Source organism: Gemmobacter lutimaris (assembly GCF_003570715.1).
GTDB lineage: Bacteria > Pseudomonadota > Alphaproteobacteria > Rhodobacterales > Rhodobacteraceae > Gemmobacter > Gemmobacter lutimaris.
In genome coordinates this window covers 629,746-650,042 of sequence record NZ_QXXQ01000002.1, presented here as the reverse complement: position 1 = coordinate 650,042, position 20,297 = coordinate 629,746, and the positions used below count along the sequence as shown (strand labels likewise).

27 protein-coding genes and 2 tRNA genes are annotated in these 20,297 nt (G+C 63.7%); 7 read left to right on the top strand and 22 right to left on the bottom strand.

Going from position 1 to position 20,297, the window contains the following annotated elements:
• Positions 1-215, top strand: a 215-nt coding sequence (locus D2N39_RS22815; protein WP_158589782.1) for a hypothetical protein, incomplete at its 5' end; no start/stop codon positions are given.
• 859 nt (positions 216-1,074) lie between these two features.
• On the opposite strand, the gene D2N39_RS06490 is transcribed toward D2N39_RS22815, so the two are convergent.
• The 8 genes from D2N39_RS06490 to D2N39_RS06455 all read right to left on the bottom strand — a co-directional run bounded on the left by D2N39_RS06490 (position 1,075) and on the right by D2N39_RS06455 (position 5,233).
• Positions 1,075-1,150 (bottom strand) — tRNA-Phe (locus D2N39_RS06490).
• A gap of 79 nt (positions 1,151-1,229) precedes the next feature.
• The gene (locus D2N39_RS06485) at positions 1,230-1,400 is read right to left on the bottom strand and encodes a DNA gyrase inhibitor YacG (protein WP_119133916.1); all 171 of its coding nucleotides are present in this window, start codon (positions 1,398-1,400) and stop codon (positions 1,230-1,232) included.
• Positions 1,397-2,449 (bottom strand): ribonuclease E/G, encoded by a 1,053-nt coding sequence (locus D2N39_RS06480; RefSeq protein ID WP_119133915.1) that lies wholly within the window; start codon positions 2,447-2,449, stop codon positions 1,397-1,399. The genes D2N39_RS06485 and D2N39_RS06480 overlap by 4 nt, the downstream gene beginning before the upstream one ends.
• Positions 2,446-3,024, bottom strand: a complete 579-nt coding sequence (locus D2N39_RS06475; protein WP_119133914.1) for a Maf family protein — start codon at positions 3,022-3,024, stop codon at positions 2,446-2,448. Before D2N39_RS06475 ends, D2N39_RS06480 begins: the two co-directional genes overlap by 4 nt.
• Complete coding sequence (infA, locus tag D2N39_RS06470) at positions 3,021-3,239, bottom strand: translation initiation factor IF-1 (RefSeq protein ID WP_054301515.1); 219 nt, start codon at positions 3,237-3,239, stop codon at positions 3,021-3,023. Before infA ends, D2N39_RS06475 begins: the two co-directional genes overlap by 4 nt.
• 103 nt (positions 3,240-3,342) lie before the next feature.
• Positions 3,343-4,224, bottom strand: a complete 882-nt coding sequence (locus D2N39_RS06465) for a carbon-nitrogen hydrolase family protein (protein ID WP_119133913.1) — start codon at positions 4,222-4,224, stop codon at positions 3,343-3,345.
• A gap of 29 nt (positions 4,225-4,253) precedes the next feature.
• Positions 4,254-4,838, bottom strand: a complete 585-nt coding sequence (locus tag D2N39_RS06460; RefSeq protein WP_119133912.1) for a GNAT family N-acetyltransferase — start codon at positions 4,836-4,838, stop codon at positions 4,254-4,256.
• Complete coding sequence (locus tag D2N39_RS06455) at positions 4,835-5,233, bottom strand: nuclear transport factor 2 family protein (RefSeq protein WP_119133911.1); 399 nt, start codon at positions 5,231-5,233, stop codon at positions 4,835-4,837. Before D2N39_RS06455 ends, D2N39_RS06460 begins: the two co-directional genes overlap by 4 nt.
• A gap of 263 nt (positions 5,234-5,496) precedes the next feature.
• Here D2N39_RS06455 and D2N39_RS06450 point away from each other — a divergent pair, with 263 nt between their 5' ends.
• Together D2N39_RS06450 and D2N39_RS06445 are read left to right on the top strand one after the other, a co-directional pair.
• Positions 5,497-5,745: a thioredoxin domain-containing protein gene (locus D2N39_RS06450; RefSeq protein ID WP_119133910.1), complete on the top strand. Its 249-nt coding sequence runs from the start codon at positions 5,497-5,499 to the stop codon at positions 5,743-5,745.
• A 208-nt stretch (positions 5,746-5,953) separates the two neighbouring features.
• The gene (locus D2N39_RS06445) at positions 5,954-6,838 is read left to right on the top strand and encodes a LysR family transcriptional regulator (RefSeq protein ID WP_119133909.1); all 885 of its coding nucleotides are present in this window, start codon (positions 5,954-5,956) and stop codon (positions 6,836-6,838) included.
• Here the strand turns inward: D2N39_RS06445 and D2N39_RS06440 are convergent.
• From D2N39_RS06440 to D2N39_RS06415, 6 genes are all read right to left on the bottom strand, one after another.
• Complete coding sequence (locus D2N39_RS06440; protein WP_233557073.1) at positions 6,810-7,247, bottom strand: arsenate-mycothiol transferase ArsC; 438 nt, start codon at positions 7,245-7,247, stop codon at positions 6,810-6,812. The two genes, D2N39_RS06445 and D2N39_RS06440, sit on opposite strands and share 29 nt — an antisense overlap.
• Positions 7,248-7,312: 65 nt before the next feature.
• Positions 7,313-7,792 (bottom strand): UPF0262 family protein, encoded by a 480-nt coding sequence (locus D2N39_RS06435; protein WP_119133908.1) that lies wholly within the window; start codon positions 7,790-7,792, stop codon positions 7,313-7,315.
• A gap of 78 nt (positions 7,793-7,870) precedes the next feature.
• On the bottom strand, positions 7,871-9,172 hold the full coding sequence (gene hisD / locus D2N39_RS06430; protein ID WP_119133907.1) for a histidinol dehydrogenase: 1,302 nt from the start codon (positions 9,170-9,172) through the stop codon (positions 7,871-7,873).
• Positions 9,173-9,301: 129 nt separating this feature from the next.
• Positions 9,302-9,778 carry a DUF2948 family protein gene (locus tag D2N39_RS06425; RefSeq protein ID WP_119133906.1) on the bottom strand — a complete coding sequence of 159 codons (477 nt, stop codon included), beginning with the start codon at positions 9,776-9,778 and terminating at the stop codon, positions 9,302-9,304.
• Positions 9,778-11,046, bottom strand: coding sequence for a UDP-N-acetylglucosamine 1-carboxyvinyltransferase (murA, locus tag D2N39_RS06420; protein ID WP_119133905.1), 1,269 nt, complete (start codon positions 11,044-11,046; stop codon positions 9,778-9,780). Before murA ends, D2N39_RS06425 begins: the two co-directional genes overlap by 1 nt.
• 9 nt (positions 11,047-11,055) lie before the next feature.
• Positions 11,056-11,235 carry a hypothetical protein gene (locus D2N39_RS06415; RefSeq protein WP_119133904.1) on the bottom strand — a complete coding sequence of 60 codons (180 nt, stop codon included), beginning with the start codon at positions 11,233-11,235 and terminating at the stop codon, positions 11,056-11,058.
• Positions 11,236-11,359: 124 nt separating this feature from the next.
• On the opposite strand from D2N39_RS06415, the gene D2N39_RS06410 reads away from it, so the two are divergent.
• Positions 11,360-11,434: transfer RNA gene (locus tag D2N39_RS06410), tRNA-Thr, on the top strand.
• Positions 11,435-11,484: 50 nt separating this feature from the next.
• Here D2N39_RS06410 and D2N39_RS06405 read toward each other — a convergent pair.
• Positions 11,485-12,333, bottom strand: coding sequence for a LysR family transcriptional regulator (locus tag D2N39_RS06405; protein ID WP_119133986.1), 849 nt, complete (start codon positions 12,331-12,333; stop codon positions 11,485-11,487).
• Between the two features lie 118 nt (positions 12,334-12,451).
• On the opposite strand from D2N39_RS06405, the gene D2N39_RS06400 reads away from it, so the two are divergent.
• Together D2N39_RS06400 and D2N39_RS06395 are read left to right on the top strand one after the other, a co-directional pair.
• Positions 12,452-12,670: a DUF1127 domain-containing protein gene (locus tag D2N39_RS06400; RefSeq protein ID WP_119133903.1), complete on the top strand. Its 219-nt coding sequence runs from the start codon at positions 12,452-12,454 to the stop codon at positions 12,668-12,670.
• Positions 12,671-12,789: 119 nt separating this feature from the next.
• The gene (locus D2N39_RS06395; protein WP_119133902.1) at positions 12,790-13,569 is read left to right on the top strand and encodes a Bax inhibitor-1/YccA family protein; all 780 of its coding nucleotides are present in this window, start codon (positions 12,790-12,792) and stop codon (positions 13,567-13,569) included.
• 166 nt (positions 13,570-13,735) lie between these two features.
• Here D2N39_RS06395 and rpmG read toward each other — a convergent pair whose 3' ends face one another.
• Both rpmG and D2N39_RS06385 read right to left on the bottom strand, forming a co-directional pair.
• Positions 13,736-13,903 (bottom strand): 50S ribosomal protein L33, encoded by a 168-nt coding sequence (gene rpmG, locus D2N39_RS06390; protein WP_011750518.1) that lies wholly within the window; start codon positions 13,901-13,903, stop codon positions 13,736-13,738.
• A 122-nt stretch (positions 13,904-14,025) separates the two neighbouring features.
• Entirely contained in the window at positions 14,026-14,736 is a 711-nt protein-coding gene (locus tag D2N39_RS06385) for a DUF533 domain-containing protein (protein ID WP_119133901.1), read from the bottom strand.
• Positions 14,737-14,777: 41 nt separating this feature from the next.
• Here D2N39_RS06385 and D2N39_RS22655 point away from each other — a divergent pair, with 41 nt between their 5' ends.
• On the top strand, positions 14,778-15,065 hold the full coding sequence (locus D2N39_RS22655) for a hypothetical protein (protein ID WP_147373455.1): 288 nt from the start codon (positions 14,778-14,780) through the stop codon (positions 15,063-15,065).
• Positions 15,066-15,162: 97 nt separating this feature from the next.
• On the opposite strand, the gene D2N39_RS06380 is transcribed toward D2N39_RS22655, so the two are convergent.
• The 5 genes from D2N39_RS06380 to paaD form a co-directional block, all read right to left on the bottom strand.
• Positions 15,163-15,777, bottom strand: coding sequence for an acyltransferase (locus D2N39_RS06380; protein ID WP_119133900.1), 615 nt, complete (start codon positions 15,775-15,777; stop codon positions 15,163-15,165).
• Positions 15,774-17,825: a phenylacetic acid degradation bifunctional protein PaaZ gene (gene paaZ, locus D2N39_RS06375; protein ID WP_119133899.1), complete on the bottom strand. Its 2,052-nt coding sequence runs from the start codon at positions 17,823-17,825 to the stop codon at positions 15,774-15,776. The genes D2N39_RS06380 and paaZ overlap by 4 nt, the downstream gene beginning before the upstream one ends.
• Positions 17,826-17,894: 69 nt before the next feature.
• On the bottom strand, positions 17,895-18,647 hold the full coding sequence (locus D2N39_RS06370) for a Phenylacetic acid catabolic protein (RefSeq protein ID WP_119133898.1): 753 nt from the start codon (positions 18,645-18,647) through the stop codon (positions 17,895-17,897).
• Between the two features lie 8 nt (positions 18,648-18,655).
• Complete coding sequence (gene paaE, locus D2N39_RS06365; protein WP_119133897.1) at positions 18,656-19,732, bottom strand: 1,2-phenylacetyl-CoA epoxidase subunit PaaE; 1,077 nt, start codon at positions 19,730-19,732, stop codon at positions 18,656-18,658.
• Between the two features lie 33 nt (positions 19,733-19,765).
• A complete protein-coding gene (paaD, locus tag D2N39_RS06360) occupies positions 19,766-20,293 on the bottom strand; it encodes a 1,2-phenylacetyl-CoA epoxidase subunit PaaD (protein WP_119133896.1) in 528 nt (175 codons plus the stop codon).
• Positions 20,294-20,297 lie beyond the last annotated feature (4 nt).

Below are 20,297 nucleotides of genomic sequence, written 5' to 3'. Positions count from 1 at the left end.
TGCGGGTGAACGGGGTGCAGGTGGCGGCCGAAACTCCCCCCGGCGTGATGACCGCCCTGAACGCCGGGCTGATGATCGGCGCCCGTGACGGCGCGGGCCTCTTCGCCGGAATGCGGCTCTACGGCCTGCTCCTCATCGACCACATGCTGTCCGGCACCGAACTCGCCCGCGCCGAACGCTGGGCCGCAAAACAGTGTGGCGCGATAATGGGGTAAGAGAAGGTCATCCGCTGAGCTATGCGGATGGCGCATGGCTCGCACATCGCCATTCTCCCTAACACATTGAAATCATGTAACTATGAACTGGAAGGCCGCCAGTTCCGAGTTTCCGGCCCAAAAACAGGGATTTCGGGGCTGAAAGACAGGGCGCAATCCTTGTAAGGCATTGAAAAGACGTAACTATGAACTGGGTTCGAAAATCCGCGCATGAGTTCCGAGTTTCGCAATTTCCCCGGATCGGCTGAATCGCCCTGTAATAGCCGTTAAAGCCAAGTTTTATTGATGTTTCCGGGGGATTTTCGGCTCAAGCCCGGAAGCCTGTAACGGCGCGGATCAGCTCTGGCCCCCTGTTTGGCGCAATATTTTCGTCGCCACCGGGATCTCCGCCCCAGAGCGGCCCGGGCGCGCCGCCAGAGCCTCACAGGTGCGATAAGGGCCTTATTTTATTGAGGAAAGACGGCTGGCGACGGGTAACGACACCTGACGACGGATGGCGCGCCCCACTTCCCTAAAAACACCCTTATTTTTGTCGGGTTACATAACGACACCTGACGACGGATGGCGCCCCCCACTTCCCTAAAAACACCCTTATTTTTGTCGGGTTACAATTCCTCTTTGGTCGACCTTACGATGTAGCGCCCATCCTCCGGATCGCGCAGCCGAACCATCCAGAACGGGCTGCGACCCGTCTTGAAGATAGCGAGCCCTTTGCGCAGGTGCCGCAGCGAGGTCATCCGGTTCGGGGATTCGACGGTCATGATGCCAAGGATTGAGTGTATAGCTGTGTATAACTTAATCCGAAGGCCGAAACCGATCAACGGGCGCCTGAAAAATCCAACAATATCATATAGTTAAGTGGTGCCCAGAGCCGGAATCGAACCAGCGACACGCGGATTTTCAATCCGCTGCTCTACCAACTGAGCTATCTGGGCACTGTCAGCCTGCGGCTGCTTGGTGGGGCGGTATTAAGCGAGGGCGCGGGGGCTGTCCAGAGGGTTTTGTGAAAAAAGTTCAGTGCTTCGGCGGTTCTACAGACGGGGCAGGATCGTCCTCTTCCTGCGCGGCGCCGGGAATGACGTAGCCGCCCTTCAGCCAGCGGCCAAGGTCGATGTCAGCGCAGCGTTTGCAGCAGAACGGGCGATATTCTTCCATCGCCGGCTTCCCGCAGATCGGGCAGCTCATGCCCGATCCTCCAGCAGCATGGCCAGCGGCGCACGGTCGCGTTTGCGCACCAGTTCGAACAGACCCAGTGTCGTCCAGCCCGACAGGCTGGTCTCGGCCGCTTCACCTTTGAAAGCGGCACGCAGCACCTGCTCCAGCACGGCACGATCTTTCTTCGACATCGGCGCGAAATCGACCACCACCTGCCCCCCGAGGCCACGCAGGCGCAACTGGCGCGGCAGATCGCGGGCGGCGGCGACATTGGCCTTCAGCGCGGCGGCGGGCGAGGTATCGGACCCGGTGTTGACATCCACCGCCACCAGCGCGCGGGTCGGCTCGATATACATATGCGCACCGGCAGACAACGAAATGCGGGCGACAAGCGCTGCGTCCAGCATCTCGGCAACGCCATGCGCCTCGAAACTGCCTTCGCTGTCGTCGAAATCGTCGGGAGCGGGGTCGCACCAGTCACGCCAGGCCGTTTCATGCGCACTGGCGCCTTCGACCAGCAATTCGGGCGGGCCATCGACATCGGCCAGCACCGCGATGGCAAGCTCGCGCATCGCGAGAATATCCTCCGCGATCTCGGCTTCGTCGGCGCCTTCGCAGGCAGACCGCAGGATCAGCCCCAAGTCACGCGGCGCCCCCTCCATCCCGGCTTTCGCCAGTTCATCAAGATCGGCGCGCAGATCTTCGTCACGGATGCGGCGGCTGATATTCAGCCCCGGCGCTCCGGGCGTGATGATGGCATAGCGGCTTTTGAACAGCAGCCGCGCTGTCACGGGCACCGCCTTGCCGGGCTCAGCCGTGCCCGACACCTGCACCAGCAGCGACTGGCCGGGTGCAAGGCCCGACACCTGCCGCAGGAAGCCAGATTGGCCATCGGGCAGGCGCAGGAAAACCCCGCCCTGCCCTTTCACCGGCCGGTCCACGATACCGCGATAGATGGCGCCGGGCAGCGGTGTATCATCCGCCGGGTCGATCAGGAAATCCTGAAGCTGGCCATCGACGATCAGCGCAGCGGCCTCGCGGTCACCGATCCGGTCCAGCGCAATGGTGCGGCCTTTCATGCCGTCTCTCCATATAGGGGGTAGCCCGCGGCGGCCAGCAGGGCGGCGGTTTCAGCCACCGGCAGGCCGACGACGCCGGTGAACGAGCCGGAGATCCACGGAATGAAGGCACCGGCGAGGCCCTGAATGGCATAGCCGCCCGCCTTGCCCTGCCATTCGCCCGAGGCAAGATAGCCGTTCAGTTCCACATCCGACAGGCGCTTCATCTTTACATCGGTCACGACCTCGCGCGACCAGAGACGCGCACCGCGCCGCACGGCGACGGCCGTGATGACCTGATGGCGGCGCCCGCCCAGAAGCGTGAGGAAAGCCGCCGCCTCGCCCGCATCCGCCGGTTTGCCGAGGATACGGCGCCCCAAGGCCACGGTGGTATCGGCGCAAAGCACAATGTCATCGGGGTCTGCCGACACCGCCTGCGCCTTTTCGCGTGCCAGCCGTGCGCAATAGGGTCGCGGCAGTTCGCGGGGCTTCGGGTCTTCGTCGATATCGGGCGGCAGAATGGCATCAGGCACAACGCCAAGCTGCGCCAGAAGATCCTTCCGGCGCGGGCTGGCAGAACCGAGGATCAGCTTCACTTGAAGCGATAGTTGATGCGGCCCTTCGACAGGTCGTAAGGGGTCATTTCCACCTGCACCTTGTCGCCTGCCAGAACGCGGATGCGGTTCTTGCGCATCTTGCCTGCCATTGTTGCGATCAGTTCATGGCCGTTTTCCAGCTCGACCTTGAACGTCGCATTCGGCAGGAGTTCCTTCACGACGCCGGGGAATTCGAGCAGTTCTTCCTTGGCCATGGTCACTCCAAATAGGTATCGCCCGCGATCCGTGCGCAGGCATGGCGGCTAAATGCGCCTCTTTCCCCTGATTTTCAAGGGGGGAAATGGAGTGCACCTGAAACTAGGCGCGCTGGACGCCCTGTTCAACCCTTTGATCCTGTTCGGCCCAATGCAGGCTGTTGAGCACACCGCCATTGCGCCGCACTTCGGTCACCGCATCCAGCGAGACTTCGGCGAAGGCCCAGCCGGGTTCATTGAGCGGGGTTTGCGCGAAGATGCCATCTTCGGGAAAGCCGATGTCGGGCGGGCCGTAGATAGCGGCGGAGCCGACATTCTCGTCCACCGCCGGGCAGAAATCGCACAGGCCCACGGTGGGGGAATGGACGACAATACACTGGTTTTCCAGCGCCCGCGCCATCGACCCGACCTTGACCCGGGTGAAGCCCCGGAACGTGTCGGTGCAGGAGGGCGCCAGCAGGATTTCGGCCCCCGCCTCGACCAGTGCGCGCGACAGCAAGGGAAATTCGCTGTCATAGCAGATGACAACACCGATCCGGCCAAGGGGCGTATCGAACAGTGTCAGCCCCTGCCCCGGATCGACAAACCAGGTCTCGCGTTCAAACCGGGTCATGATCTGCTTGTCCTGATGGCCGAGGATGCCAGACGGCCCGTAGAAGGTGGCGCGGTTGACCGGGCGGGGCTGGCCGGGCAGGAACATCGGGCCGGAGGCGCCAAGGACATGCAGCCCGTGCCGCGCCGCCAGATCGACGTGCAGCGCATCGACCTGCGGCTTCCAGCGTGCGACTTCGTGCAGGCAGGCCTCCAGGTCCGCCGCGACGTCACGGCCGCCAAGGCTGCCCAGTTCCATGGCGCCATATTCGGGAAAGACCAGAAGCTGCGCCCCTTCTGCCGCGGCCCGCACCACCCAATCCGTGATCTTGGCGGCATAGGCATCGAAATCGGCAAAGAAATCCAGTGGATAGGCGGCGGCAGCGATCTTCATGCGTCTCTCTTTCCTGTCTGGGACGAACGTCAGAGCGCCCGTATCCAGAATTGCAGTGGTTTGCGGCTTTCTTCGGTATCGCCCACATCCTTCCACGAAAACTCGGCCAATGCCCCCGGCAAGGGTGCATAGCCGCGCTTCGTCCAGAAGGCATCATTGGTGCGGAAGGAAACCGGCCGCATCGGATGATCCTCGGGCCGTTTCACCGAACAGAAGGCGACATGGCTGCGACCAAGCTGACGGGCATGCGCCTCGCGCGCGTCAAAGAAGGCATGGCCCAGCCCCTGCCCGCGCCAGGCCGGCAACAGCACCGATTCCGCGCAATAGAATATCTGCTCCAAGGGCACCCCTGCCCCGGCCAGTGCCGCGCCGAAGTCTTCGGCGTGGTCCTCCATCGGGGTGCCGGTCGAAGCACCGACCAGTCGCGCACCGTCGAAGGCCCCCACCAGAATGGCACCGGGGCTGTCACGATAGGTTTGCAGGTAATCGCGTTCATACTCCAGCGAGCCGTCATACAGATATGGCCAGTCGCGGAACACGGTGATCCGCAAACGCGCCACATCGTCCAGCGCCGCATCCAGCGCGGCGCCGGTCAGAACGCGAACCTCGGTCATGCCGAAACCTGCGCGATCCAGTCGTTGAGGTTGTAGAAGGTGGTCACCCGCGAGATCTTGCCATCGCGCAGGTCGAAGAACGCACCTGCGGGCAGGATGTATTTCTGGCCCTTCGCCTCGGGCAGACCCGGATCGGTTTTCAGATATTCACCATGCACGGTGAATTCGGCCGCGCCGCGGGTGCCCGCCTCGTTTACAAAGATTTCCATGTCCTTCAGTTCCTCGCGGTAGCTTACTCCCATATGCGAACAGAACTCGGCGAATTTTTCCATGCCGCGACGGATGCCGCCCTCGTTCACGCGGTGTTCGATGTCGTCGGTCAGGCAGGCCATCATGCCCTCGGGGTTCGCTGCATTGAAGGCGGCGTAATAGGCTTCGATCGTGGCGCGGCTCATCTGGGCTCTCCGGTTGGATCTGTGATTTGCGGCGCAGCCTGCACCGAAACTTTTGCCGCGCCAATGCCCAGCCTGACCTCCCGCAGCGCTTTTGCGACACGGCACGGCAGGTATTCACAGAGGCGTGAGGCGAAAGTGAACGTTCACTCACATCGAATAATGAGCGCGAAAAATGCGGCCTAATCGCCGCCCGCCAATCCTCCTATCTCCACTGCATGAGAGGCGACGCCGCTCATCGAAACACCCAACCAACGGAGATCGTTATGAAAACCCTCGCAACCATCCTGACCGCCGCCCTTGTTCTGGGTGGTGCCGCCCATGCCGCCGACAGCAATCAGCGCGGCGCTTCGCTGTTCGTTTCGACCAAGAACGTGACCACGGTCGAAACCACCGCCGGTGAACTGTACTCGACCCGTGATCTGGTCGGCTATCGTGTCTCCGCCGATACCCCGGTCAACGTGACCCTGCTGCCGTCGAGCGGCGAAGTTGATCGCCCGAGCCGGAACGACTGAGCCGATGCGGCGGGAAACAGGGCGCCTGTGGTAACACGGGCGCCCTTGCCTATTCCAACACATCCTATGGTCAAGACGTCAATTTGTGCAGATTTGCACAAGTCAACGCAGCCAGTCGCATCATATTCCTGTTTCATTTCGGCGTCGCGCTCCCCATCTCTGCATCCTTGAGAAAGCCGCCCTGCGGCCCCACTGGATCTGATCACCGATGGATACCGCCGTTCTGCAAACCTACCTTCACATTGTCGATGAGGGCAGTTTCGCCGCCGCCGCCCGCCGGATGGGCATTTCGAAAAGCCTGTGCAGCAAGTATATTTCGGATCTGGAAGACAGCCTTGGCACCCGGCTTCTGACCCGTTCCACCCGATCCGTCCGCCCCACCCCGGCCGGGCGTGACTATTACCAGAAGATCCGCGAGGTGATGGGGCAGTTGCAGGCGGCAAATGAAAGCGTCAAGCAACTCTCAGTGCATCCAAGCGGACCGCTGCGAATCGGCTTCCCGCTGGCCTATACGCTGAAAGTTCTGGGTCCGCATATGATGCGTTTCATCGAGACACATCCCGACATCCAGCTTGAAGCGGTTCTGGACGACCGGCATACCGATGTCATCGGACAGGGCTTCGATGCGGTGATCCGCATTGGTGAACTGGGGGATTCCAGCCTTTACGCGCGGCGCCTGCATTCGGCGCGTATTCTGGTCGTGGCGGCGCCGGACTATCTGGCGGAACATGGCACGCCGGAACGCCCGGAGGATCTGACCGGCCACCGCTGCCTGCATTACTCCAACCTGCGTGGCGCCGGAACATGGCCGTTCCGCGACGGATCGGAGACGCTCTATCAGAAAATCCAGCCCGCCTTTGCCACCAACAGCGCCGAAATGATGCGCACCGCCGTGCTGGAAGCGCGCGGAATCGCATTGATGCCGGAATTCATGATCGAAGACGAGTTACGCTCGGGCGCTTTGGTGCCCGTGCTGGCGCGCTTCGCCCTGCCCGACCTGCCGGTCAATCTGGTCTATCCGTCGCGGAAGAACATGACGGCCGCACTGAAGGCGTTTCTGGATTTCACCGCCGGGCTGAAGCTGGAGGCGTAAGATCGGACGCAACTTCCGGTGCGGTCGGCAGACCGAAGCGCGCGACCATCCGGTCGCGGATCATGTCACGGGCCTGCCGGTAGGCGGCAAGCTTGGCCTCGCGCGTGTCCCCGATGGCCGTGGGGTCGATAATGGGCCAGAACTCCACATCCAGATGAAAATACCGCGTCAGTGCCAGCGCCATGCGCTGACTGGCGGGGGAAAGGGCCACGATCAGGTCGAATTGCGAAAGATCATCGCCCCATTCCTGCATTTCCTCGAAGGAACGCGAGCGATGGCGGCTGAGCTCAATCCCCATCTCCTTGCAGACCGCAACGGAAAAGCCGTCGATCTCCATATCGTTGCGCACGCCGGCCGATTGCACATAGGCGCGCTGACCATAGAGCTTTTTCATCAGCCCCTCGGCCATGGGCGAGCGCACGGCATTATGATCGCAGCAGAACAGAACCGAAGAGGGAAAGCTGCCGCTCAAGATCACCCCCAATGCAGGACGCAGATCAGGGTGAACAGGCGGCGGGCCGTCGCGGTATCGACATCGGCCTTGCCCTCCAGACGTTCCTGCAACACGCGGGCGCCCTCGTTGTGGATGCCGCGGCGGGCCATGTCGATTGCCTCGATCTGGCTGGGCGGCAGGCGTTTCACCGCGTCGAAATAGCTTTCGCAGATCTGGAAGTAATCTTTGACCACCTGCCGGAATGGCCCGAGGCTCAGGTGAAACTCTCCGATCCGGGTCTCATCCTCGGTGGCAATGTCGAAGACAAGCCGTCCATCGCGGATCGCCAGCGCCAGCCGGTAGGGGCCAGGTGGCACCTCGCGCCCCTCGCGCGCAGGAAGACCGAAGCTGTTTTCTTCCAGCAGATCGAACACCGCGACACGGCGTTCCTGCTCGATGGCGGGGGTGGCGGCTTTCAGGCCGCTTTCGTCGATCTCGATATGGCAGATACGGTTCGTCATGGTCAGTCCTGAGGAGGCTTGAACCGTGATGCCCGAGACGGCCCTTCGGTTCAAGGTTGAACTGCCATACCCCCCCGTTCAACCGTTCAGCCGGTCCAGTCGCGCCCGCACCGACAGGCCATGCGCCTGAAGACTTTCCGACTGCGCCAGCCGTTCGGCCGCCGGGCCGATGGCCGCCAGCGCCTCGGGCGTCATGCGGGCAATCGTTGTGCGCTTGACGAAATCCAGCACCGAGAGGCCCGAGGAAAACCGTGCCGAACGCGCGGTTGGCAAAACGTGATTCGGGCCGCCGACGTAATCGCCGATAGCCTCGGGCGTCCAGTGGCCGAGAAAGATCGCCCCGGCATGAGTAATCTTGCGGCTCAGCGCGTCCGCGTCAGCCACGCAAAGTTCAAGGTGTTCGGGCGCCACGCGATTGGACAGCGCCGCGGCCTCGCCCAGATCGCGGGTTACGATCACCGCGCCGAAGTCGCGCCAGCTTGCCCCCGCGATCTCGCGCCGCTCCAGCACCTGAAGCTGCCGCTCCACCGCCTCGGTCACCGCGCGGGCAACTCCCGCATCCGGCGTCACCAGAATGGCTTGCGCGGATTGATCGTGCTCTGCCTGGCTGAGCAGATCGAGCGCGATCCAGTCCGGATCACCGCCCGCATCGGCGATCACCAGAATCTCCGACGGGCCCGCGATCATGTCGATGCCGACCTTGCCAAAGACCCGGCGCTTGGCCGCGGCGACGAAGGCATTGCCGGGGCCGGTGATCTTATCCACCGGGTGAATCGTTGCCGTGCCATAGGCCAGCGCGGCAATCGCCTGCGCGCCGCCGATGCGATACACCGTATCCACCCCGGCCAGTTGCGCCGCCAGAAGGACCAGCGGGTTGACCGCGCCGCCCGGTGTCGGGCAGGCGATGACCAGCCGCTCAACCCCCGCCACCTTGGCCGGGATCGCATTCATCAGCACCGACGAGGGATAGGAGGCAAGCCCGCCCGGCACATAAAGCCCCGCCGCCGAAACCGGAGTCCAGCGCCAGCCCAAAGTCGCCCCGCTCGCATCCTGCCATTCGGCGTCCTCGGGCATCTGGCGGCTGTGATAGGCGCGTATACGCTCCGCCGCCAGTTCCAGCGCTGCGCGATCCTCGGCCGAGACCTTGGCGATTTCGGCAGCCATTTCTTCGGCTGAGAAGGCAAGCGTTTCAGGCGTCAGATCCAGCCGGTCGAATTTCGTGGTCAGGTCGATCACCGCCGCATCGCCGCGCGCCCGCACATCGGCGATGATGCCCGCGACTGTCGCATCGACATCGGGGCTGTCCTCGCGCTTCATGCCCAGAAGGGCGGTGAAGGCGGTTTCGAAACCGGCATCGGCGGTGTTCAGGAACTGGGGCATGGGGCGGCTCCGCGTGAATCTGACGAAGCCTTAGCCTGCACGGCGCGGCGCCTCAAGCCGGAGCGGGGAAATGGGGGCTCTGCCCCCGCGCCTGCGGCGCTCCCCCAGGATATTTGAACCAAGATAATATCAGGCGCCGTGATCGGGCATCTTGCGCGAGGGCGCGGTGTAGGGCCGGGTCACATCGCGCAGCGCGACATCCAGCGTTTCGACCTCCAGCGCGATGGCGCCATCGCCGGCCAGCGTCAGGATCAGCCGGCCTGTGCCATCCACGCCTGCCTCGAAAGCGACGTCGAGCAGGGACAGAATGGTATCGCGGTCGCTGCGGTCAATGCCTTGCGATCGAACCGCCTGCACATCGCGCACCAGCAACATGGCGCGCACCCGCTCATACGGCCGCCCCGCCGCCTCGGCCGCCGCGCGATCCTCCCAGCGGAAGCGATTGAGCAAAATGGCAAATTCGCGCCTAGAACGCGAGAAAGTCATATCGGTGATCGGAAACACCGCGTCCTGCACCAGCGAGGCCAGAACCTTCAGATCCTCGGCATCCGCCGCACCAAGCCACAGCGGACCTTCATCGGCATCTTCAAACCGCGCGTCAGCCATCAGCCTGCAATCCGTTCGATCTGTGCCCCGCAGGCACCGAGTTTTTCCTCGACATGCTCATAGCCACGGTCAAGGTGGTAGACCCGGCTGACCACGGTCTCGCCCTCGGCCGCAAGCCCGGCGAGGATCAGCGAGACGCTGGCGCGCAGGTCGGTCGCCATCACGGGGGCGCCGCGCAGTTTTTCAACGCCGGTGACGGTGGCGTGACCACCGTGCACGTCAATACGGGCGCCCATGCGGATCAGTTCGGGCGCGTGCATGAAGCGATTCTCGAAGATCTTTTCCTCCAGCACCGAGGTGCCGTCGGCGGTGCACAGCAGCGCCATCATCTGCGCCTGAAGATCGGTGGGGAAGCCGGGGAACGGCTCGGTCGTCACATTCACCGCCTTCACCCGGCCATTCTTGCGCGCGACCTTCAGCCCGGTTTCGGTTTCGGTAACGGAAACCCCCGCCTCATCCAGCTTTTCGGCAAAGGCGCCAACCAGATCGAGCCGCCCGCCAAGGCATTCGACCTCGCCGCCGCAAATAGCGGGGGCGAGCATATAGGTGCCGAGTTCGATCCGGTCGGTCACCACCGGATGCGTGGCACCTCCCAGCCGGTCAACGCCCTGAATGGTGATCGTCTCGGTGCCCTCACCCTCGATCTGCGCGCCCATGCGGCGCAGGCAATGCGCAAGATCCACGATTTCCGGCTCGCGCGCCGCATTCTTCAGCGTGGTCGTGCCCTTGGCCAAGGTGGCCGCCAGCAGGGCGTTTTCGGTGGCGCCCACGGAAACAAAGGGAAACTCCACCACGGCGCCTTTCAGACGCCCGCCCGGCGCCTTCGCGTGGACATAGCCGTCGCGCAGGTCCAGCTCTGCCCCCATTGCCTCCAGCGCCTTGAGGTGCAGGTCCACCGGCCGCGCCCCGATGGCACAGCCGCCCGGCAGCGACACGACGGCATGACCGTCGCGCGCCAGCATCGGCCCCAGCACGAGGATCGAGGCCCGCATCTTGCGCACGATGTCATAGTCCGCGGTGTGGTTGTCGATCCGCCATGAGGACATGGACAGCACCTTGCCCCCCTGAAGGCTGGCGACCTCGGCCCCCAGCGATTGCAGAAGCTGCGTCATGGTGCGGATGTCCGACAGGCGCGGCGCATTTGTCAGCGTCAGCGGCTCTTCCGTCAGAAGGGTTGCGGGCATCAGCGTGAGACAGGCATTCTTCGCCCCCGCAATCGGGATCGTCCCGCGCAGTTCACCCCCACCCCTGACCAGAATCGAATCCATCACGCTGCCTCACTCTTTCTCGTTATCGTCCTGCGCGGCCCGAGCCCGCGCCTGCGCCTTGCGCCGTGCCATATTCGCCTTCAACGCCGCTTTCAGCCGATCTTCACGCGAAAGCTCTGCCGCCGGGGCCTTGGCCACGGGCTTTGCGACACGGGAAGAGGTGGGAACGGGATCGTCGGGCTGGCTCATGTTCCCTCTGTTAGCGCAGCCGAAAAAAAGGGTCCAGATTGCGCTTGCACATGTCAGCGAATACGTCTATCTCCCCGCCACGCCCGGCAGGAACACGCCGAAGCGTCGGCGAAAGCCCCGGTTAGCTGCGGTAGCTCAGTGGTAGAGCACTCCCTTGGTAAGGGAGAGGTCGAGAGTTCAATCCTCTCTCGCAGCACCATCATTCCTCTTGAGAATCATGGCATTAGGGCGAGTGCCAAGCCCCGCTTTTCAGCCACCGTAGGCCAGTCGGAGTTCCGCCATCAAGGCGTCGATTGCCTCGCCGCGCGCCGTGGGGGCAGCGTAGAGGCAGACCGATAGGTTTCCCAGATCGGGCAGGCCCTGCCCGGTGATTTCGGCGGTGCCGTCCGGCCAGCGGCCGCGCAGGCGCGCGCTGACGGCAAGGTCGGCGGCGACCAGTGCTTCGGCGGCCTGTTCGCTGTCGCCCTCAAACGCCAGCTCCCAGGAGATGCCTGCCGCATCCAGTGCCGCCTGCGCCGTCGGGCGGAAGATGCAGGTATCCTTGAAACCCAGCCGCAAGGGGCGCTGGCTGGCCGCCGTGCCGCCTTCTGCTCCGATCCAGACCAGTTCCTGCTGTGACAGAATCTCGCCACCCGGACCCGGCCTGTCCTCGGTGGTCAGCATCACATCCACCTCGCCCTTGTCGAAAGCCATGCGCAGCAAGGTGGTGAAGGAGGACGAAAGATTGATCCGCAGGCGCGGATACTGGACAGACAACCGCTTCAGGATACCGGGGATCGCCGGATAAACGATGTCATGCGGCACACCGAGCCGGATCTGCCCCTCGAAGGCATCGGAGGCCAGCCGTGCCGTCGCCTCATCATTCAGCTCCAGCATACGGCGTGCGAAGCCCAGAAGCTGCATCCCTTCGGGCGTAAGGCTCAGCTTGCGGGCGGCGCGCTGGAATAATGACGTGCCAAGGCTCTCCTCCAGGCGCTTGATCTGCATGGAAACCGCGCTTTGCGTCAGGTTCAGCAGGCCGGCAGCACGAGTCACCCCCCCCGCATCCGAGACGGCGACAAAAGCCCTGAGGGCGGTAAGGTCGAGGTTTCGCGGCATATCACGATCCTTGATGGTATTCCCAACGATCATTCGTTTCCATGAAGATGCCAGATCCTGCATGATCCATCAAGAGATCTGATTCATCTTGCCACTTGCATCAGGAAGGAAACTGGAAATGGCACATTCACACAGCCTCGCCCGCGCCGTCCCGGCGGCACGCCGCCCCCTGCTGCGCCGCCTGTTCGCGCTGGCCCAGCTAGCGCATCAACGGCGGGCGCTGGCGCGGCTGGATAATCATCTTCTGCGCGACATCGGGCTGACCCGTGACATGGCCGAGGAGGAGGCACAGCGCGCAGCATGGGACGTCCCGGCACACTGGCGCACCCCGCTTTGAATCCGGTCGGCTTTTCGCCGGGAACCGCTTGAAATCATGTGCGGCAGTTCCGATATTTGCGGCATAAGGCGCGGCTGGCAGCAATCGGCCGTGCCCCGATGTAACAACCGGAGGCACTCATGGCTGAATACGATACCATCCGAACTGTCGGTGCGGGCGCAAGCGCCGCACGGATCGACGAGGGGCTGCGCGCCCATATGAACAAGGTCTATGGCCTGATGTCGGTGGCGATGCTGATCACCGGCGCGGCCGCATGGGCCATTGCGGGCCTTGCCGTCACAACTGACCCCGCAGCGGGCGTCGCGCAGATCGGCGCTGGCGAGTATCTGACCAATTTCGGCGCGCTGCTGTATACGTCGCCGCTGAAATGGGTGGTGATGTTCCTGCCGCTGGTGATGGTTTTCGCCTTTGGTGCGCTGATCAACCGCCTGTCGGCCCCGGCCGCACAGCTGTTCTTCTATGTCTACGCCGTGGCGATGGGCCTCTCGCTCAGCTCGGTTTTCCTCGTGTTCACCGGCACCTCGATCGCCACCACCTTCCTGATCACGGCAATCGCCTTTGCGAGCCTCAGCCTCTATGGCTATGTCACCAAACGTGACCTGAGCGGCATGGGCACCTTCCTGATGATGGGTCTGGTTGGCCTGTTCATCGCGATGATCGTCAACATGTTCGTGGGTTCCGATGCGCTGCAATTCGCCATCTCGGTGATCGGTGTGCTGATCTTCGCGGGCCTGACCGCCTATGACACGCAGAACATCAAGAACACCTACATCCAGCACGCCCAGTATGGCGATCAGGAGTGGTTGGCAAAGTCGGCGATCATGGGGGCGCTGAACCTCTACCTCGACTTCATCAACCTGTTCATGTTCCTGCTGCAATTCATGGGCAACCGCGAATAAGCGCTGCGAAGCATGGAAACATGAGGGCCGGGGGAAACCCCGGCCCTTTTTCATGGCCAGATGTGGCAGCGCTTCCCCGTGATGGCTAAAGCCCAAAGGGGCGCCCCCTCAAATGCAAAAACCGCGCCCGAAGGCGCGGCTTTGATCCAGAAAGGAGCGGCAGATCTTACTTGATCTTGCCTTCCTTGTATTCGACGTGCTTGCGCACCACCGGGTCATACTTATTGACCGTCATTTTCTCGGTCATGGTGCGGGCATTCTTCTTGGTCACATAGAAGTGCCCGGTGCCCGCCGTCGAGTTCAGACGGATCTTGATCGTCGTCGGCTTCGCCATAGTCGTCTCTCCTGCATCAGGCGAAACAGCGTCGCCCGCTCAATCCTTTGAAGCCTGCCTTTTAAGGATGCGGGCGGCAGAGTCAACAGCGAAAAGCCGGATTCCCTGCCGCTTTTGCCGGGTCAGACCAGCGGCTTGCCTGCGCCGGTGTGAATCGCCGTCACAGTTGCCGCATCCAGCCCCAAAGCGGTGGCCAGACCACGTAAATAGGTGCGTTCGGCATCCGTATCCACGGTAATCGCCATCAAAGCCGCAGCATAGACCTGGCTGCGCGCGGCCTCGCCCACATCGGCGGCCAGCCCGGCATAATCGACAGGCGCGTCAAGCTGGGCCTGAACAAAGGCAATCTCCTCATCGCTGGCATCTGACAGATGCGAGAGAATCGCCGCCCGCTCCGCCGGATCAATCTCGCCATCGGACTTGGCGGCCTGAATCATCGCGCGGATCATCAGGCGGGCATTTTCCTCGGCCATCGGGCCAGCCGGAGTGGCGCCGGTCAGCGCGCCCATCATCTCGCCCATGTTCTTGGCGCCTGCCGTCGCAGCGCCGGTCATGGCGCCCATCAGGCTACCGAACCCTGCTTCGGCCTGTTCGGTCGCCTGCGCCGCGCCAGAGCCCCATTTGCCCATCATATCGCGCATGGCGGCACTGCCGCCGGGGATCCCCAGCTTGTCAGCCATGGCCCCCATCTGGTCAGCCATACCGCCGGGCTGACCCGCACCGCGCAAGGCGTCCTTCATGCCGGTCAGACCGCCATTCTGCTGGAACTTCTGCACGCCCTTCGCGGCGGCAAAGCCCACTGCCAGCGTGGCGAGGGTGCGGATGAAACTCATGATGCGACTCCCTTCTGTTTTCGGCAGCATAGCGCGATTCGATGAAAGGAAAGCATCGGAATGCTGCACAGCCAGCCAACGGGCAGAAAATCGCGCGGGTAATTTTCGCCCTTCCCGACATTTTTCTTCATCTCGGCCGAGCTTGGGCCAAGGGCTGTCAGAACAGGGGGCGGAGCGCGATGGCCGAGCGAAACAAGGGCGGGCACATCGCAGGTCAGTATGGCCGGGTCAATCGCGCGCGATCTCACCCAGATGTCAGAAGTGCCAAAGACCGCCGCGCCAGCCTCATCGACAAAATCCGCGAAGCGCTCGAAGCCTTCACATCCTGATCCGTTGGGAAACGGATCGTCGCCCTGCCCCTGCGCGTAAAGAGTGCCTTGCCGAATGAACCGCTTTGCCCGGCACGTTCATCCCGGCCGAAAGGTCTTAGCGCTCGAACCCTGCGCGGGCCAGCACCAGCGGGTCATATTCCGGCGCGGTGGTGCGGCGGCGGTCGGGCTCGACCTCGGTGAGCGCGACCACTGGGCGAAGCTTGTCGCGCGCTTCCAGCGCGAGGCGCTGATAGACGCCGGTGCCCTGACGTTTCCACGCGATTTCCTCGGCTGACAGTTCCCGCACCACTTTCGCGGGCGATCCGACAGCGAGACTGTTCGGCGGGATCTTTGCGCCTGCTTTCACGAAGGCCATGGCAGCGATGATGGTGTTTTCGCCCACCACCGCCTCGTCCATCACCACGGCATTCATGCCGACCATGGCGTTCTTGCCGATATGGCAGCCATGCAGCACCGCGCCATGGCCGATATGGCCGCTTTCCTCCACCACCACATCCTTGCCGGGGAAGGAATGCACCACGCAGGTTTCCTGCACATTGCAGCCCCGCTCCAGCACAATGCGGCCGAAATCGCCGCGCAGCACGGCGCCGGGGCCGACATAGACCGCAGGACCGATGATCACATCGCCGATCACCACCGCCTCGGGGTGGACGAAGGCCATGGGGTCGATCACCGGCACCACGCCGTCATAGGCGTAGACACGGCTCATGCGGCGGGCCAGTGTTTCGCGACCATGGTCAGCACGTCATATTGCGCCACCACCGCACCGTTCTGGTTGGTCACCTGACAATCCCAGCGCACCTCGCCATGTTCGGCATTGGCGCGCGGGTTGATCTCTTTGCAGGTCAGCCGCACTTGCAGCGTATCGCCGAAATAGACCGGGGTCAGGAAGCGCAGGTTATCTACGCCGTAATTGGCCAGCACCGGGCCGGGGTTCGGTTCCACGAACAGCCCCGCCGCGAAGCTTGCGATCAGATAGCCATGCGCCACACGGTCGTCAAAGAACGGGTTCGCCTTGGCGGCGGCCTCGTCCATATGGGCATAGAAGGTATCGCCAGTGAAATGGGCGAAATGCTCCACATCCTCCAGCGTCACCTGACGGCTGGCGGTGACCAGTTGGTCGCCGATCCGCAGTTTGGCCAGCGATTTGCGGAAGGGGTGGATGTCATGGGTGACCGGCGCGCCTTCGATCCAGCGGCCCGTGACAGCCGACAGCAGGCGGGGGCTGCCCTGCACGGCGGTGCGCTGCATGTAATGCTTGACGCCGCGGATGCCGCCCATCTCTTCGCCGCCACCCGCGCGACCGGGGCCACCATGGACCAGCGGCGCCAGAGGTGAACCATGCCCGGTGGAGGTTTTCGCCGAAGCGCGGTTGCCGATCAGCACCCGGCCATGGAACGGGGCGAGGCCCAGCACCATTTCCTCGGCCACTTTCGGATCATCGGTAAAGACCGAAGATACCAACGAGCCCTTGCCCATCGCCGCCAGTTCCGCCGCCTCGGCCGGGTCGTCATAGGGCATGACGGTGGACACGGGGCCGAAAGCTTCGACATCATGCACCGCCATAGCGGTGAAAGGCCGGTCGCAATACATCAGAACGGGGTTCAGGAAGGCACCCAACGCCGCATCGCCCGAAACGACGCGCACGTCATCGGGGTTACCCGCCACGATCTCGGCATCGGCTTGCAGGTCGCGGATGCGGGCGCGGACCTCGTCGCGCTGATCAAGGCTCGCAAGCGCGCCCATACGGGTGGCTTCGTCCCCCGGCAGGCCCGGCAGCGTCTTGCCCAGCCGGTCGCGCAGCGCCTCCACCAATGCCTGAACATGGGTGCGGGGCGCGATGACGCGGCGGATGGCGGTGCATTTTTGCCCGGCCTTCGCCGTCATCTCGCGCGCAACTTCCTTGACGAACAGGTCAAATTCCGGCGTGCCCGGCCCGGCATCGGGGCCAAGGATCGAGGCGTTCAGGCTGTCGGCCTCCATCGTGAAGCGCACCGAGTTTTCCACCACCGCCTTGTGCGATTTCAGCTTGCGCCCGGTCCAGGCCGAGCCGGTGAAGGTCACCGCGTCCTGCCCTGTCACATGATCCAGCAGATCCCCGACCGAGCCGCAAACCAGTTGCAGCGCGCCATCGGGCAGGATGCCGGTTTCGACGATGCAGCGCACCATCAGTTCGGTCAGATAGGCGGTCTGGCTGGCGGGTTTGACGATGCAGGGCACCCCGGCCAGCAGGGTGGGGGCGATCTTTTCCAGCATCCCCCAGATGGGGAAGTTGAAGGCGTTGATATGCACCGCAACGCCGGTCAGCGGCGTCAGGATGTGTTGCGCGACAAAGCTGCCATCCTTGGACAGCACCTCGACCTCACCATCCGTCAGCACGCGGGTGTTCGGCAATTCGCGGCGACCTTTCGACGCGAAGGTCAGCATCGTGCCGATGCCGCCCTCAATGTCGATCCAGCCATCGGCGCGGGTGGCGCCGGTGCGGAAGCTCTCGGTATAGAACTCCTCCTTCCACTCCATCAGCTTCAGGCCCAGCGCCTTCAGCATCCCGGCGCGGTCGTGGAACGACATGGCGCGCAGGCGCGGGCCAGCCACGCGACGGCCATAATCCAGCGCGCCCGCGAAATCGAGGCCGGTGGAATCGATCATAGCCACCGGCGCCCCGGTAGCGGCATCGAGCAGCGTTTGCCCCTCGGCCTGCCCGGCCATCCAGCGGCCACAGAGATAGCTTTCAAGACGGCGCGGCGCGGCGGTCATGGCGTTTCCTTCAGATTTGTCGTTCAACAACGGGCGCGGCCCTGTTCCACCGCGCCCGCAGGTAGCGTGTCAGAGGCCCAGCGGGGCCAGTTTCTCGGCGACCAGCGCCTCCCAACGGGCCAGCAGGGCCTCGTTAGGGCTATGGCGAAGGCCGAATTTGCGCAGGGTATCATAGCGGCCCGAACCGGCGACGCCGAAGGTTGCAGCGACGCGCGGGCGCCAATAGGCGATGGCGGCCCCGGCTTCGGTGCGGCCCGCATCGGTCGCGGCAATACGCTCCAGCCCCTCCAGCCCCAGTTCGGCGTGACGCGCCTCGCGCGGGGCGATCTCGCGGAACACCTCGGCGAGCGGTGCATAGGAGACGCGGGTCAGTTCGGTCATCTGCACCCCGGTCGCGAAGCCCATCAGCACGTTCATCGCCACCGCATCGGTCCAGCCGGTGATCGGATAGTGGAAGACCGACAGCCGCATGTCGCCGGCCTGCCGCGCGGCGCCCAGATCGGCGTCGCGGCCCACCCGGGCGGCCCAGTCATGCTGGCCCTGATAGCGCTTGGTATCGGTGCCGAAGCTGCCCATCACGTCGAGCACCCGCTCCGCATGATCGGCCTTTTCCAGCGTGATGCGGCTGGCGGCGATGCGTTCCTTGATGCCGGGGGCGAAGTTGATCGAGGCGGCAAAGCCCGCCGACCCCGCCAGTTCACTGTCCACAAACGAGCCCATAAGCCGCATCAGCTCGCCCCGATAGCGGGCGGGCACATTGCCCGGCGCGGTCAGAACGCCACCCTGCGCCAGATAGTCTTCGATATTCATCGTGTCGGACATTTCAGACCTCATTCATCATAGGTCACGACCACACGGTCGCTCAGCGGGATCGCCTGGCAGGACAGCACATAGCCCGCGCGGACCTCGTAGTCTTCAAGCGCGTGGTTCACGGCCATTTCCACCTCGCCCTCCAGCACCTTGCAGCGGCAGGTCGAACAGACGCCGGCCTTGCAGGAATAGGGGGCGTCCATCTGCGCGGCGATGGCGGCGTCGAGGATCGACTGGCCCCCGCGCGGCATCTCGAAGCTGCGGGTCGCGCCATCGAGCGTGACGGTCGCCTGCGTGCCGCTGCCCGGCGTCACCGCGACCTTCGACACCGCCTTGGCGCGCGCCCGGCCCGGCTGGCCGCTGGCGAACAGTTCAAACTTGATCTGGCTGTCGCTCAGCCCATGGTCGCGCAAGCTGGCGGCGATAGCCAGCATCATCGGTTCGGGGCCGCAGATGAAGGCGGTATCCACCGATTTCGCGTCGATCCAGTGTTCGAACAGCGCTTTCATCTTCTCGCCATCCACCCGGCCAGTGAACAGGTCGATGTCCTGCGCCTCGGCCTCCAGCACATGCAGGACCGAAAGGCGGCCAAGATAGAGGTTCTTCAGATCCTCAAGCTCTTCGCGGAACATGATCGTGCTGATCTGGCGATTGGCATAGACCAGCGTGAAGCGGCTGGCAGGTTCACGCGCCAGCACGGTCTTGATGATCGACAAAAGCGGCGTGATGCCCGAACCACCCGCAAAGCCAAGGTAATGCTTTGCCGCGCCGGGTTCGAGGGCGGTAAAGAATTTGCCCATCGGTGGCATGGCGTCGATTTCATCGCCGGGGGCGAGGTTCTCGTTCGCCCATGTGCTGAAGGCGCCGCCATCGACGCGCTTGATGCCGACGCGCAACACGCCCTCATCCTTGCCTGCACAGATGGAATAGCTGCGGCGCAGTTCCTCGCCGTCGAAATCGCGGCGGAAGGTCAGATACTGGCCCTGAGTAAAGTCGAACAGCGCGCGGTCCTCGTCGCGCGGGGCGAGGGTCACCACCACGGCGTCGCGCGTCTCGCGGCGGACCTCGGTGACCTTCAGGGAATGGAAGCGTGCCATGATGGGCTCCTGCCTATTGGGTCGGGCGCATCGTCAGATGCATTTGAAATAGTCGAAGGGTTCCAGACAGTCGTTGCAGACATAGCTGGCCTTGCAGGGGGTCGAGCCGAACTGACTGACCTTGCGGGTCTGGGTGGAGCCGCAGCGCGGGCAGGCGATGGTCAGGTTCGACGTGCCCGAAAGCCGCGCGATCCTGCCCGCCGGCCGCCCGTCGGCGGCGGTGCCGTCGATCGGGGGGGCGATGCCATAGGCGCGCAGTTTCTCGCGCCCTTCGGCTGTGATCCAGTCGGTCGTCCAGGGCGGCGACAACTGCCGCTCCAGCCGCAGATCGGTGATGCCACGGTCGCGCAGCGCCTTTTCGATGTCGAGGTTGATGACCCCGGTCGCCGGACAGCCCGAATAGGTGGGCGTCACGGTGACAACCAGCGTCTCGCCCTGCCAGGCCACATCGCGGATGATGCCCAGATCGGTCAGGCTGATCACCGGGATTTCCGGGTCCGGCACTTCCGACAGCCAGCCCCGGATTTCCGCGGCACTCGGGCGTTCCTCCCCCCCCTGCATCGCG